This is a genomic window from Hydrocarboniphaga effusa AP103 (genome assembly GCF_000271305.1).
Classification (GTDB): Bacteria; Pseudomonadota; Gammaproteobacteria; order Nevskiales; family Nevskiaceae; genus Hydrocarboniphaga; species Hydrocarboniphaga effusa.
Genome location: NZ_AKGD01000001.1, coordinates 2241497 through 2256137, shown reverse-complemented (window position 1 = coordinate 2256137; position 14641 = coordinate 2241497). Strand labels below are relative to the sequence as shown.

The window sequence follows — 14641 nt, the reverse complement described above, 5'->3', positions numbered from 1 at the left end:
TGTCCAAGACCCGCCGGGGCAAAGCTGCCCCATCGGCGCCCGGCACCCGGCCGATCTGGAATAATCCGCGCGCTTTTCCGCCCCGGAACCGGACTTTCCAGCATGCCCCGCCAGACGCCCGTCATCGCCCCCTCGATCCTGTCCGCCGACTTCGCCCGCCTGGGCGAGGACACCGCCAAGGTGCTCGCCGCCGGCGCCGACTGGGTGCACTTCGACGTGATGGACAACCATTACGTGCCCAACCTGACCATCGGCCCGATGGTTTGCGAGGCCCTGCGCAAGTACGGTGTCACCGCCCCGATCGACGTGCACCTGATGGTCGAGCCGGTCGACGCGCTCGCCGCGAGCTTCGCCAAGGCCGGGGCGACCTACATCACCTTCCATCCCGAGGCGACGCGCCACGTCGATCGCTCGCTGCAGGCGATCCGCGACGCCGGCTGCAAGCCCGGGCTGGTGTTCAACCCGGCCACTCCGCTCGAGGTCCTGAAATACGTGATCGACAAGGTCGACCTCGTGCTGCTGATGTCGGTGAACCCGGGCTTCGGCGGCCAGAGCTTCATTCCGTCGGCGCTCGCCAAGCTGCGCGAGGCACGCGCGATCATCGATGCGAGCGGCCGCGAGATCCGCCTCGAGATCGACGGCGGCGTGAAGGTCGACAACATCGGCGAAATCGCCGCCGCGGGCGCCGACAGCTTCGTCGCCGGCAGCGCCATCTTCAATTCCAAGGACTACGCGGCCACCATCGCCAAGATGCGCGAAGCCATCGCGTCCGCGACCCAGGGATAAACCGGCGGGCGCTGCCGGCGCCGCAGCCCGCTTCACAAGGAATGTCGATGTCGAGTGCAAACGGCGGCCGCGCCGAAACCCCGGCCGCGACGGCGGTGCAGATCAGCCCACGGCTGACGCTGGTCTTCGCGATCGCGGTCGGGGCGATCGTCGCCAACCTGTATTACGTGCAGCCGCTGATCGAGCCGATCGGCGTTGCGCTGCAGCTGTCGCCGTCCGCGCTCGGGCTCATGGTCACGCTCGCGCAGGTCGGCTATGCGCTCGGCCTGCTGCTGCTCGTGCCGCTCGGCGATCTGCTCGAGAACCGGCGGCTGTGCTGCAGCCTGCTGCTGGTCTGTGCCCTGGCGCTGACCGCCACCGCGGCGGCGCAGAACGCGTCGATGCTGCTGGGCGCCCTGCTTGCGGTCGGGCTGACCTCGGTCGTCGCGCAGGTGCTGGTGCCGTTCGCCTCGCAGCTCGCGCCCGATGCGACGCGTGGCCGCGTGGTCGGCAACATCATGAGCGGGCTGTTCATCGGCATCCTGCTCGCACGCCCGCTGTCGAGCGCGCTGTCCGACGTCGTCGGCTGGCGTGCGGTGTTCGCGGCTTCGGCGGTCGGCATGCTCGTCATCGCCATTGCGCTGCGCCTGCTGCTGCCGCAGCGCAAGCCGAGCGCCGCGCTGCATTACCTAGACCTGCTGCGCTCGCTCTGGCAGCTCTGGCGCGACACCCCGTTGCTGCGCCGTCGCGCGCTGTATCACGCCGGACTGTTCGGCGGCTTTTCGCTGTACTGGACCGGCGTGACGCTGGTGATGACGGCTGCGCCGTTCAACCTGAGCCACGCGCAATTCGCGCTGTTCGCGCTCGCCGGCATCGCCGGCGCCATCGCCTCGCCGATCGCCGGGCGCGCGGCCGATCGCGGCTGGGCCGGCCGCACCACGGCAGTGGCGATGCTGCTCGTCGCGCTCGGCTTCGGCTGCGCCGCAATCGGACTGATCAGCGGCTCGCTTCCGCTGATGGTGATCTCAGGCATCGTCGTCGACCTCGGCGTGTCGGCGAACCTCGTCACCGGCCAGCGCCTGCTGTTCGCGCTGAACCCGGCCGCGCGCAGCCGCATGAACGCGCTCTACATGGCGACCTTCTTCTGCGGCGGCGCGATCGGCTCGGCGATCACCGGCGTGGTGCTCGCGCACGGCGGCTGGCTGCTCGCCTGCGCGGTCGGCGCCGGCGCCGCGCTGCTCGTGCTCGCCGCGTTCGCGACCGAGAAACGCGCGGCGTGACCGCTGCGGGCGGCGCGCTTATAGTGGCGGCCGTTCTGGTCTCAAGCTTTCAACAAACACCGATGAAGCAAACGGAGTCGATCGCGCAGGCCCCTGCCCTGCGCCGTTCCTGGCGATGGCGCTAGCGCACCGCGCTCGCCTGCCCGCTGCACCCTCCGCTTCTCATCTCGTCTGACCGAACATGACTGCCTATACCCACGTCACGCTCACGCGTGAGCTCCCCGGCGACCTCGACACGCCGGTTTCCGCCTATCTCAAGCTCGCCCAAGGCCCGTACTCGTTTCTGTTCGAGTCGATGCAGGGCGGCGAACGCTGGGGCCGCTACTCGTTCATCGGCCTGCCGAGCCGCGAACTGATCCGCGTGCGCGGCACGCTCATCGAGCGCCTGATTGACGGCAACATCGTCGAAAGCCTGCACGCCGACTCGCCGTTCCCGTACATCAAGGCCTACAGCGAGAACGTGCGCGTGAAGGAAGCGCCGGGCCTGCCGCGCTTCACCGGCGGTCTGGTCGGCTACTTCGGTTACGACTGCGTGCGCTACATCGAGCCGCGCATCAACCGCGAGCACGCCGATCCGATCGGCGCGCCCGACGTGCTGCTCATGCGCGCCGACGAACTCGCGATTTTCGACAACCTGCGCTGCACGCTCACGCTCGTCGTGCATGCGAAGGCCGACGACGCCGACGACCAGGCGCGCGCCGCGCGCCGGCTCGACGAGATCGAAGCTTCGCTGCTGAATCCTCCGGCCGCACGCGCGCTGAAGCCCGCAGCCAAGGCGCTGACGCCGGACGACTTCGTCTCGATGTTCAACCCGCAGAGCTTCGGCGCGGCAATCGACCGCGTGAAGGAATACATCGCGGCCGGCGACGTCATGCAGGTGGTGCCGTCGCAGCGCCTGAGCGCGCCGTTCACGACCGACGCGATGACGCTGTATCGCACGCTGCGCCGGCTCAATCCGTCGCCGTACCTGTTCTGCCTCGACCTCGACGATCACCAGGTGGTCGGTTCCTCGCCCGAAATCCTCGTGCGCGTCGAAGACGGCGAAATGACCGTGCGGCCGATCGCCGGCACGCGCAAGCGCGGTGCGACGGCCGAGGAAGACCAGGCGCTCGAAGCCGACCTGCTCGCCGATCCGAAGGAACTCGCCGAGCACCTCATGCTGATCGATCTCGGCCGCAACGATGTCGGCCGCGTCGCCGCGACCGGCAGCGTGAGGCTGACCGACAAGATGGTGATCGAGCGCTACAGCCACGTCATGCACATCGTCAGCAATGTCAGCGGCCGCCTGAAGGACGGCATGCACGCGCTCGATGCGCTGACCGCCGCGTTCCCGGCCGGCACCTTGTCGGGCGCGCCGAAGGTGCGCGCGATGGAAATCATCGACGAGCTCGAGCCGGTGAAGCGCGGCATCTACGGCGGCGCCGTGGGTTATCTGGCTTGGTCCGGCAACCTCGACACCGCGATCGCGATCCGCACCGCGGTACTCAAGGACGGCCAGATCCACGTGCAGGCCGGCGCCGGCATCGTCGCCGACTCCGATCCCGCGTCGGAATGGGAAGAGACGATGAACAAGGCGCGCGCGATGGTGCGGGCGGCGGGCCTGGCGACAGGCGGTCGGAGCGCCTAGTCGCATCGCCCGGCCGGCCCAGGCCGCGCGGTATCGCCGGCCGCGACCGGTTGGTCAGCGCGGCAGATTCATCTGTCCCCTGCGCTTCCATAAGGTTTTGCGGCTGATGCCCAGCGCGCGGGCGATGCTGGCCTCGGTCATCCGGCCCTGGTGTTCGAGCACATAGCTGCGGAAGTAGTCATCCAGGCTCTCGCCGGCAGCAGCAGCGGAACCCGGCGCCTGCACCGGAATCGCCAGGTGCTCGGGTTCGATCTGCGGCCCGTCGCAGAGAATCACCGCGCGTTCCAGCGCATTGGCCAGCTCGCGCACGTTGCCGGGCCAGGGATATCCGTGGATTGCCGCCAGCGCAGCGCGCGAAAGCCGGAGCCCGCTCCGTCCCAGGCGCGCCGTCGCCTGCGACAGCAGATGCGCCGCCAGCCGATCGATGTCGGCTCCGCGCTCGCGCAGTGGCGGCAAGGTGATCTCCATGACCCGCAGGCGATAGTAGAGGTCTTCGCGGAAGTGGCCTTCGCGCATCATCTGTTCGAGGTCGCGGTGGGTGGCGGCCAGCAGTCGCACGTCGACCTTGCGCGAACGGTTGGCGCCGATGGCGCGCACCTCGCCCTCCTGCAGGACGCGCAGCAGGTGGGCTTGAACCGGCTGCGCCAGCTCGCCGATCTCGTCGAGAAACAGCGTGCCGCCGTGGGCGGCCATGAACAGGCCGTCCTTGCTGCGTACGGCACCGGTGAACGCGCCCTTCTCGAAGCCGAACAGCTCGGATTCCACCAGATTCTCGGGGATGGCCGCGCAGTTGACGGCGATGAAGGGGCCGTCGCGACGACGGCCGGATTCGTGTACGGCACGCGCCACGAGTTCTTTGCCAGTGCCGGATTCACCGCGGATCAACAGGGTGACGTCGGTGGCGGCTACCCGGCGCACCCGGTCCAGTACCTGCTGCATCGCGGCGCATTCACCGACCATGCTGGCGATCGGAAAGCTGCGGTCCACATCCTGCTTGAGCGCCGCGTTCTGGCGCGCGAGCAGCTGGCTGCCCAGCACGCGCTCGACCACCAGCAGCATTTCGTCATGGTCGAAAGGCTTGGAGATGTAGTCGCGGGCGCCCAGATGCATGCACTCCACCGCGGCGCGCACGCTCGCGTAACTGGTCATGATGATCACGGGCACCGGGTGGGCTCGGGCGATGACCTCAGTGCCCGAAGTCCCCGGCAGGCGCACGTCGCTGATGATCAGATCGAAACTTCGCAAGCCCATCACCTCGGCCTCGGCCACGGTGCCAGCGTCGCGGACCTCGTAGCCGTTGCGGGTCAGCAGCCGCGCCGTGTGGTGGCGGATCAGCTCTTCGTCTTCGATGATCAGGATGCGGTTCATATGAGCAGATTCCCGGAGAGGTCGAAATGCGCGGGAAGCCGCACGGTGAAACGGCTGCCGCGGCCCGCGATGCTGTCGACGGACAAGCTGCCGCCATGATCGGAGACGATGCGATAGACCAGCGACAGCCCCAGCCCCGTGCCCTCTCCCGGCGCCTTGGTGGTGAAGAATGGCTCCAGGATACGGTCGCGCAGCGACGCCGGAATACCCACACCCCAGTCTTCGATCTCGATCGCAACCGAAGCTGCGCCGACCAGGGACCGGACCTCGACGCGCCCGCCGCTGCCGGAGGCATCGGCCGCGTTGGCCAGCAGGTTGAGAAAGACCTGGAGCATCCGGCCGCGATCGCCGTCGACTTCCAGCCTGTCCGCGACGCGGTTGTCGAAGTGCAGATCGCGGCCCGAGCGCGACATCCTCACCAGGCGGATGGCCTCGTCCAGCAGCTCGCGCAAGACCAGCCGCTCCTGCGCCCCAGGCCGCTCGGCCCTGGCGAAGTTCAGCAGCGATTGCACGATGTCGCTGATCCGCCGTGATTGCACGAGAATGTCGCTGATACCGCGTTCGCGCTCGTCCTCGTCGGGTTCATCGCGCAGGTTCTGGGCGACGCAGGTGATGCCGGTCAGCGGATTGCCGATCTCATGGGCGACGCCCGAGGCCAGGGTACCGATCGAAGCCAGCCGGGCACTGTGGGCCAGTTCGGCTTCGAGCCGCTGCTGCTCGGTCAGGTCTTCCACCAGCAGCACCAGCCCGTGCGCGTCGCCATCGTCGGCGACGACTTCGCAGCGCAGACGGATCTGGCGCTGGCCGTCGGCGAGGGCCACCGGCAGCTTGTAGCCATAGGCCTGGCCGCCACTCAGGAAATCGCCGAAAACCTGGGCCCAGGGCGCCGGCAGGTCCGGTACGCGCAAGCCGACGACGGCGGCGCCCGTCAGCCCCGAGAGCGCGGCCATGCGGTCGTTCCACAACTGCACCTCCTGCCGCTCGCCCAGCGAGCAGACTCCGATCGGCAGGGTCTGCAGGATCTGGCGGTGGAAGCGTCGCAGGTGATTGAGTTCGGCGGCCAGGCCGCTGAGCTGGCCTTGCGAGCCTTCGAGCGCCTCTTCGACGAGGCGGGTCCCCGAACGCGTACGTCCGATGCCGAGTCCCAGCGCCTCGCGGGCCAGTTGCGGGCCGATCAGCCCCGACAGATTGCGTTGCAGGCGCTCGGCTAGAAAATGCAGCTGTCGCGGCCGGCGCTCGTCGGCCGACAGCGCGGTCTGCTGCAGCGCGCGCTGCAATTCCGCCGCCGCCGTGGCGGTACCCAGCAAGCGGCTCAGAGCGCCTTCGATATCGGCCACGCTGCTGGCGATCGGAACGTCGGAGACCAGCAGCACCGCATGCAACCGCAGCGCCTGATCGGCCGCGCGCTCCTTGTCGCCCGGCCGCACCAGGAACGAGCCGGCGACGAACAGCAGGACGTTCGCGGCCAGCGACCAGAACGTCGCGAAGACCCAGGGCCTGAGTTCGATCAAAGGCAGCGCCAGCAGCGGCGTCGGCCGGCCGCTCAGCAACGGCAGCACCAGGATCAGGAACCACAGCAGCATGCCGCCGCAGAGGCCGGCGACGAAGCCGACGCGGTTGGCCCGCGGCCACAACAGCATCGCCACCGCACCCGGCAGGAACTGGGTCACCGCGACGAAAGAGATCAGGCCCAGGTTCACTAGGCCAGGGTTGCCCTCGATCGAACGATAGGTCACGTAGCCGGTGAAGATCACCACGGCGATCAGCGCCCGTCGACCCCAGAGCAGGCTGCGATAGAGCCCCGGCGCGGTGGCGGGCCGCCGCGACAGCAGCAGCGGCAGGACCAGGTGGTTCAGGCACATGGCGGCCAGAGCCAGGCTTTCGACGATGATCATGGAGCTGGCGGCCGACAGGCCGCCGACGAAGATCACGAACGTCAGCCAGCTGTCGCCGCCCCGCACGGACAGCACCAGCGGGTAGTACTCCGCAGGGCCCTCCAGCTGCAGCAGCTGCGAGGCCCACAAAATGATCGGCACTGGCAGGTTGATCAGCAGCAGCAGCAGCGGAAAAGCCCAGATGGCGGTACGCAGGGTTCCAGGGTCGATGTTCTCGGTGAACATCATGTGGAACTGCCGCGGCAGCAGAAAGACCGCGCCGAAGGCCACCAGCAGCAGGGTGGTCCAGGCACCGGTGGCCTGGTTGTTGCGCAGCGGTGCGTACAGGGTCTCGACGGCCTCGGGATGCGCTCCCAGCCAGTCCGTCAGCGGGCCGATGCCACCGAATACGCCCCAGAGCGCATAAGCCCCGACCGCCAGCAGCGCTCCGATCTTGACCAGCGATTCGAAGGCGATGGCGACCACCAGGCCCTCGTGCTTGATGCGCGGCGTCACCTGGCGCGCACCGAACAGCACCGCGAACAGCGTGATGGTGCCGCAGAATACCAGCGCCAACACACCCGGCGGAGTGGCCCGCGTCAACAGCCGGGCCGACGTCACCACGGCCTGAATCTGCAGCGACAGGTAAGGCAGGACCGCCAGCAGCATGAACGCGGTCACCAGCACCCCGGTGTAGCGGCTCGGATAGCGGAACGCGAACAGGTCGGCGATGGACCCGAGCTGATGCTCGTGCACCACCCGCAGCAGGGGCTTGAGCAACAGCGGAGCGAGCACGAAGGCCAGCGTGGCGCCGAAATAGAAGGCAATGAACAGATATCCCTGCTCGGCCGCGAAGCCGACGCTGCCGTAGAAACTCCAGGTGGTCGCGTACAGGCACAGCGAGGCCGAGTAAGTGAGCGGATGGCGCGCCACCCACGCCGGCAACCAGCCCGTCTCGCTGGCATAGGCAAGCAGGAACAACAGGCCCAGGTAGGTCAGACCGACCAGCAGCAGCGGCCAGGATTCCGGCATTACCGGCGCCCTCCGAGCAGCGCGGCCGACAGGGCGATGATCACCAGCCAGACAGCGTAGATCGTCCACCACGGGCAGGCGGCACCGAACCAGATCGACAGCGCCGGCGAGCCCAGCGCCACCAGGCTCAGCAGAAACAGCACCAGGGCGCGTTCGCCATCCCCGTCTCCCGAGGGCCTGCGCGGCGGTTCGTGTTTCACGGGCGCGCGTTACCGCTGGCAGCAACGCGTTTCAAAAGGTAACGCCACGCTCCGCCCCGATGTTTCTGCGCCTATAGCCAAACCACTGTTTTCGTTGATCAAAGCCTTGACTCCGAAACGGGCACGGAGGTTGCCCCCGCTGTCTTCAAGCAGGTGCCATGCCTGTGGGACGTCAAACCAAAAATAAAGATCGGAGGAGATCACATGAAACACCGGACGGGGGCGGCTGCCCTGGTGACGATGCTGCTCGGCTGCGGGAGCGCTTGGGCCGGCGAAGTGCAGTACGGCGCTACCAGCTTCACCTGGAGCGGCTACGCCAAGCTCGACGTGCTGTTCAGCCGCTTTTCCGAAGGTGAGGTCGCCCAGGGCGTCGGCCGCGACTTCTACGTGCCGGCCACGATCCCGGTATCCGCGGGTGGCGGCAAGGCTTACGAGGCCTTCGACACCCACGTCAAGGAATCGCGCCTGGTGCTCAGGACCGCCACACCGCTGAGTACGGGGGAGGTTGTCTCGACCCACCTGGAGCTGGACTTCATCGTCAATCAGGGCGCTGCCAACGAGCAGATCACCAACGCTTACAACCCGGGCCTGCGGCGCTACTTCGTGACCTACGGCAACTGGCTGCTGGGACAGGAATGGACCACGTTCATGAACCTCGACAACGTTCCAGATACGCTCGATTTCGTCTGCTACGCCAGCGAAGGCGCAGTGCTCGGCCGCCAGCCCATGGTGCGTTACGGCGGCGCCCGCTGGGCCGTGGCGCTGGAGAACACCGAAACCTCTCTGCTCACACCCGCTGCAGCGCCGGCCACGGCCGGCACCGGCGACGGCGTGCTTCCCGACCTGGCATCGAACATCCGCTTCAAGGTCGGCCGTGCGAACCTGATGCTGGCCGGCCTGCTGCGCCAGTTGCGCATCGACAATGCCGCCTCGGCAGCCGGCCCGGCGGTCAGGAGCAGCGCAGTCGGCGGCGGCGCCAGTCTCTCGGGCAGGATCGGGCTGGGGGCCGCAGACGACATTCGCTTCGTGCTCAGCGCCGGCACTGGCCTGGGTCGCTACGTCGCACTGGGCACCGTCGCCGATGCGGTGCTCGACGACGGCGAACTCAAGGCGATCCCGCTGCTGGCGGGCATGTTCGCCTACCGTCACCCGTGGAACCCGCAATGGCGTTCGACCGTGATGCTCTCCCAGTTCGACGCCGACAACGACACCGCACTGACCGGCACCAACGTGACCCGGCGGGTGCGCAGCGCGACCGTCAACCTGCTGTATTCGCCGTTTTCCCGGCTGACCCTGGGCATGGAGTACCGGCATGCCCAGCGCGAACTCGAAGACGGCCGCGACGGCCAGCTCGACCGCGTGCAGTTTTCGAGCAGGTACTCGTTCTAGCCAGCAATTGCCAGAAACCCCCAACAAACCTCAAGGAGTCCGCATATGACGCGCCAGCATCCCTACAGCATGGGCCTCGACCGCTCGCCGGCCAATTACGTGCCGCTGTCGCCGCTGAGCTTCATCGAACGCACCGCCGCGGTGTATCCGCAGAGAACCTCGATCATCTACGGCGAAACCCGGCAGGTGTGGAGTCAGACCTACGCACGTTGCCGTCGCCTGGCTTCGGCGCTGGAGCGTCGCGGAATCGGTCGCGGCGACACCGTGGCGGTGATGCTGCCCAACACACCGCCGATGATCGAGGCGCATTTCGGCGTACCGATGCTGGGTGCCGTGCTCAATACACTCAATACGCGCCTGGATGCCGAGGCCATCGCCTTCATGCTCGAACATGGCGAGGCGCGCGTGCTGATCACCGATTGCGAATTCTCGCCGGTGGTGTCCAAGGCGCTGGCGATGCTGGGTGAGCGGCGCCCGCTGGTCATCGACGTCCGTGACCCGCACATCGACGGTGGCGAAACGCTGGGCGCACTGGACTATGAGGCCCTGCTCGCCGAAGGCGATCCCGGTTATGCCTGGTCGCTGCCACAGGACGAGTGGGAGGCGATCGCCCTCAACTACACCTCGGGCACCACCGGCAACCCCAAGGGCGTGGTCTATCACCATCGCGGCGCGCACCTGAACTCGATCGCCAACATCGTCACCTGGGGCATGCCTGCGCATGCGGTCTACCTGTGGACGCTGCCGATGTTCCACTGCAACGGCTGGTGCTTCCCATGGACGCTGGCCGCCAACGCCGGCACCCATGTCTGCCTGCGTCGCGTCGACCCGGTGCTGATCTTCGAGCTCATCAAGCAGCATCGCGTCACGCATTTCTGCGGAGCGCCCATCGTCCACAGCATGCTGATCAACGCGCCCGAATCCAGCCGGCAGGGACTGGGGCATCCGGTGGCGGCGATGATCGCCGGCGCGGCGCCGCCAGCGGCGATCATCGAGGGGATGGAGCGCATCGGCGTTTCGATCACCCATGCCTACGGCCTGACCGAGACTTACGGCCCAGCCGCGATCTGCGCCAGGCAGCCCGAGTGGGAGACGCTCCCGCTTCCCGAAAAAGCAGAGCGCCACGCCCGCCAGGGCGTGCCCAACCATCTGCAGCAGGCCATGGCCGTACTCGATCCGCAGACGATGCAACCGGTGCCCGCCGACGGCGAGACCATGGGCGAGATCATGTTCCGCGGCAATATCGTCATGAAGGGCTACCTGAAGAACCCGACGGCGACCGAGGAATCACTCGCCGGCGGCTGGTTCCACTCCGGCGACCTCGCGGTCGTGCAGTCCGACGGCTACGTCAAGATCCGGGATCGTAGCAAGGACGTCATCATCTCCGGCGGCGAGAACATCTCCAGTATCGAGGTCGAGGACGCGCTCTACCGCCACCCGGCGGTGATGGCCGCGGCAGTGGTCGCCAAGCTGGACGACAAGTGGGGTGAGGTGCCCTGCGCCTGCGTCGAGCTGCGCGAAGGCTCCACCGTCACGCCCGAGGAACTCGTCGAGCACTGCCGCCGGTATCTGGCGCGTTTCAAGGTGCCGCGCCACGTCGTCATCGGCCCGCTGCCCAAGACCTCGACCGGCAAGATCCAGAAGTTCCTGCTGCGCCAGCGCGTCGCCTGAATGCCGGTTCGACCCGGACGGCCAGCCGCTCCGGGCCACGGTGTTACCCGAGGTGACAGTGTTGTTACCAGCTTCCCCCCCGACGCACCGTGATCGAATTCCAAGCAGCTGTTTTAGCCAGGATTATGACCTGGCATCAAGCCTGCAACCGTGAAGGCAGAAGCCGCCGCGACGAGCGAGCGTGCCCACAGCAATCGCTGCGGAGGAGAACCCGCCCCGACTCGCTGCCGTTGCCGCAGGTCACGTTCCTTTCTCAATGGAACCGACGCCTCCGGCAACCGGCGCGCGTCCGGGCGCCAAATCCCCCGCCCGGTCACCGCGACGACGGCGATCCAGGCTGCTCGCCGCAGCGTTGCCCGCATGCGGGCAACGCCATGCAGCCGAAAACCTAAAACGAGGAGAGAAACCCGTGCCGCAAACCCTGTCCCATCCGATGCTCCGGCATCCGAAGTTTCTGACGCTGGTCCGCAGCCGGCGACGCTACTCGCTGCTGCTGTCGGCGATCGTGCTGGGCTCGTACTACGCCTTCATGGCCACGGTCGCGTTCCAGCCGCGGTGGCTGGCGACACCGCTATCGACGGATTCCGCACTGACCGTCGGCTGGCCGATCGGCACCGGGCTGATCGTCGGCTCCTGGCTGCTGACCGGGCTCTACGTGCGCCGGGCCAATCGCGACTTCGACGTGCTGAGCCGCGAACTGGCCGGGGAGTCGCGCCAATGAACCGCCTCCGCCCTTCATTGGCAGTCGCCGCGCTGGCCCTGCCCGCGTCGGCCCTGGCCGCTCCCGGCTCGATCGCCGAGGTCAGCCGCCAGCCGCTGAACGTCTCTGCCATCGCGATGTTCCTGCTGTTCGTGCTGGCGACGCTGGGCATCACCGCCTGGGCCGCCCGGCGCACGCGCTCGACATCGGATTTCTACACTGCCGGCGGCGGCATCAGCGGCTTCCAGAACGGCCTGGCGATCGCCGGCGACTACATGTCCGCAGCGACCCTGCTTGGGCTGTCGAGCCTGGTGTTCCTGCGCGGTTTCGATGGCTTCGTCTACACCATCGGCTTCTTCGTCGGCTGGCCGGTCATCCTGTTCCTGATGGCCGAACGGCTGCGCAACCTGGGCCGCTACACCTTCGCCGACATCGCCTCCTACCGGCTCGACCAGAACCGTGTCCGCACATTCGCGGCCGTCGGCTCGCTGACCGTGGTCTGCTTCTACCTGATCGTGCAGATGGTCGGGGCCGGCCAGCTGATCCAGCTGCTGTTCGGCCTGGACTATCCGGTCGCCGTCGTCGTGGTCGGCGTGCTGATGGTGCTGTACGTGATCTTCGGCGGCATGATCGCGACCACCTGGGTGCAGATCATCAAGGCGGTGCTGCTGCTGAGCGGGGGCACCGTGCTGGCACTGATGGCCTTGTCCCGCTTCGGCTTCAATCTCGAGACGATGGCGAAATCCGCGGTCGCGGCGCATGCCGATGGCCAGCGCATCATGGGACCGGGCACGCTGCTGGCCGACCCGGTTTCGGCGTTGTCACTGTCGCTGGGCCTGCTGTTCGGCACCGCCGGCCTGCCGCACATCCTGATGCGGTTTTTCACCGTGCCCAACGCGGTCGAGGCACGCAAGAGCGTGTTCGTCGCCAGCGGCTTCATCGGCTTCTTCTTCCTGGTGGTCTGCGTGCTGGGGCTGTCGGCCGTGGTCATCGTCGGCACCGACCCGCAGTTCTTCGAAGGCGGCGATCCACGCGGCAAGCTGATCGGCGGAAGCAACATGCCGGTCATGCATCTGGCCAAGGCGCTCGGCGGCAATCTGTTCCTCGGCTTCCTGTCGGCGGTGGCGTTCGCGACGATCCTGGCGGTGGTCTCGGGCTTGGCGCTGGCCGGCGCTTCGGCGATCGCACACGATCTGTACGCTCGCGTAATCCGCAAGGGAACGGCGACCGAGGGCGAGGAGATGAAGGTCTCGCGCTACGCCACGATCGGGCTCGGGCTCGTTGCGGTGCTGCTCGGCATCCTGTTCGAGAATCAGAACGTGGCCTTTCTGGTCGGCCTGACTTTCGGCATCGCCGCCTCGGCCAACTTCCCGGTACTGATACTGTCGATGTACTGGCGCGGGCTGACCACGCAGGGCGCGCTGTGGGGTGGACTTGCCGGTTTGATCTCGGCGGTGGGCTTGGTGGTGCTGTCCAAGGCGGTGTGGGTTGCCGTGCTCGGTCACGCGCAGCCGCTGTTTCCGTACGAGCAGCCGGCGCTGTTCTCGATGCCGCTCGCATTCTTCGTCACCTGGCTGGTATCCCGGCTCGACCATAGCGCCCGCGCCGAACGTGAGCGTCTGGCTTTCGACGAGCAGGCCGTGCGCGCGGAAACCGGCATCGGCAGCTCGGCGGCAAGCGCACACTGAGCGCCAACGCGGAACGGCTCACGCTGCCCGGGGCAGGTTCCCTAGGCGATAGCCTCCATCGCGCGCGGCGCCTGCTCGCGCACCTTGGCGATGAAATCGCGGATGTAGGCGCGGCTCGCGAGGCTCTCGGGCATCGCCGCGTGCAGCTCGCAGTGCAGGCCCTTGGGGCCGAGCGGTATGCCGACCACGTAGCCGCGATCGAGATACGGGCGCACGCTCCATTCGGGTAGCGCGGCGATGCCGCGGCCGCTCGCGACCAGTTGCAGGATCGCGATCGTGAGCTCGGCGTTGCGGCGGCGCGGCTTGATGTCGTGCGGGGCCAGAAAATGCCGCACGACGTCGAGCATGGCGTCGTCGACCGGATAGCTGATCAGCGTTTCGCCGATGAAATCCTGCGGCTGCAGATACGCCTTCTGCGCGTACGCGTGCAGCGGCGAGACGATCGCGAGCGTCTCGTAGGTGAACAGATGCTCGGTGACGACGCCCGCGCGCTTGGGCGGCTCGTCGTGGATCACCGCGAAGTCCGCGGTGCCGTTCTCGACCAGCGTGGTCGGCTCGGTGTGAAAGCCGCTGACGATGTCGAGCTCGACTTCGGGCCAGTGCTCGCGCAGCGCGTCCATCGCGGGCATCAGCCAGTCGAAGCAGGTGTGGCATTCCACCGCCACGCGCAGCTCGCCGCTGCGGCCCGAGACCCACTGCGCCACTTCGCGCTCGGCCTGCGCGGTGATCTGCACCACCTCGCGCGCGGCCGCCAGCAGGCGCGCGCCGGCCTGGGTGAAGCGCAGCGGCTTGGTGTTGCGCTCGAACAGCGATGTTCCGTAATGCGTTTCGAGCGCCTTGAGCTGGTGCGAGAGCGCCGATTGGGTCACGAACACGCGATCGGCCGCCTTGGCGAGCGAGCCGGTGTCGGACAGCGCGATCAGCGTCTGCAGATGGCGGATGTCGAGCGGGGAAGAAGCCATGAATGAAACTCAAGTCGAATGACAATTCTTTGAGATTGAATCATATGGCGCGCGGCCGGACCATGCTCGGCCCCTGTCCGCGAGC

General features: G+C 67.5%; 11 protein-coding genes. 7 read left to right on the top strand and 4 right to left on the bottom strand.

The features are described from left to right. Positions 1 to 102 precede the first annotated feature (102 nt). From rpe to trpE, 3 genes are all read left to right on the top strand, one after another. Positions 103 to 786 carry a ribulose-phosphate 3-epimerase gene (rpe, locus tag WQQ_RS09905; protein ID WP_007185021.1) on the top strand — a complete coding sequence of 228 codons (684 nt, stop codon included), beginning with the start codon at positions 103 to 105 and terminating at the stop codon, positions 784 to 786. 47 nt (positions 787 to 833) lie between these two features. After that, a complete protein-coding gene (locus WQQ_RS09900) occupies positions 834 to 2045 on the top strand; it encodes an MFS transporter (RefSeq protein ID WP_007185020.1) in 1212 nt (403 codons plus the stop codon). A gap of 181 nt (positions 2046 to 2226) precedes the next feature. After that, positions 2227 to 3672 (top strand): anthranilate synthase component I, encoded by a 1446-nt coding sequence (gene trpE / locus WQQ_RS09895; RefSeq protein WP_007185018.1) that lies wholly within the window; start codon positions 2227 to 2229, stop codon positions 3670 to 3672. A 54-nt stretch (positions 3673 to 3726) separates the two neighbouring features. Here trpE and WQQ_RS09890 read toward each other — a convergent pair whose 3' ends face one another. The 3 genes from WQQ_RS09890 to WQQ_RS09880 are packed head-to-tail and all read right to left on the bottom strand — an operon-like array spanning position 3727 to position 8146. Beyond that, entirely contained in the window at positions 3727 to 5040 is a 1314-nt protein-coding gene (locus WQQ_RS09890; protein WP_007185017.1) for a sigma-54-dependent transcriptional regulator, read from the bottom strand. Next, the gene (locus tag WQQ_RS09885; RefSeq protein ID WP_007185016.1) at positions 5037 to 7946 is read right to left on the bottom strand and encodes an ATP-binding protein; all 2910 of its coding nucleotides are present in this window, start codon (positions 7944 to 7946) and stop codon (positions 5037 to 5039) included. Before WQQ_RS09885 ends, WQQ_RS09890 begins: the two co-directional genes overlap by 4 nt. Then, on the bottom strand, positions 7946 to 8146 hold the full coding sequence (locus WQQ_RS09880) for a hypothetical protein (protein ID WP_040453319.1): 201 nt from the start codon (positions 8144 to 8146) through the stop codon (positions 7946 to 7948). Before WQQ_RS09880 ends, WQQ_RS09885 begins: the two co-directional genes overlap by 1 nt. A 204-nt stretch (positions 8147 to 8350) precedes the next feature. On the opposite strand from WQQ_RS09880, the gene WQQ_RS09875 reads away from it, so the two are divergent. The 4 genes from WQQ_RS09875 to WQQ_RS09860 all read left to right on the top strand — a co-directional run bounded on the left by WQQ_RS09875 (position 8351) and on the right by WQQ_RS09860 (position 13594). Then, positions 8351 to 9535, top strand: a complete 1185-nt coding sequence (locus WQQ_RS09875) for a DcaP family trimeric outer membrane transporter (protein ID WP_040453318.1) — start codon at positions 8351 to 8353, stop codon at positions 9533 to 9535. A 45-nt stretch (positions 9536 to 9580) separates the two neighbouring features. After that, entirely contained in the window at positions 9581 to 11206 is a 1626-nt protein-coding gene (locus tag WQQ_RS09870; RefSeq protein WP_007185012.1) for an acyl-CoA synthetase, read from the top strand. A 409-nt stretch (positions 11207 to 11615) separates the two neighbouring features. Beyond that, on the top strand, positions 11616 to 11927 hold the full coding sequence (locus tag WQQ_RS09865; protein WP_007185011.1) for a DUF485 domain-containing protein: 312 nt from the start codon (positions 11616 to 11618) through the stop codon (positions 11925 to 11927). After that, the gene (locus tag WQQ_RS09860; RefSeq protein ID WP_007185010.1) at positions 11924 to 13594 is read left to right on the top strand and encodes a cation acetate symporter; all 1671 of its coding nucleotides are present in this window, start codon (positions 11924 to 11926) and stop codon (positions 13592 to 13594) included. Before WQQ_RS09865 ends, WQQ_RS09860 begins: the two co-directional genes overlap by 4 nt. Before the next feature lie 41 nt (positions 13595 to 13635). On the opposite strand, the gene WQQ_RS09855 is transcribed toward WQQ_RS09860, so the two are convergent. After that, positions 13636 to 14556, bottom strand: coding sequence for a LysR family transcriptional regulator (locus WQQ_RS09855; RefSeq protein WP_007185009.1), 921 nt, complete (start codon positions 14554 to 14556; stop codon positions 13636 to 13638). Positions 14557 to 14641 lie beyond the last annotated feature (85 nt).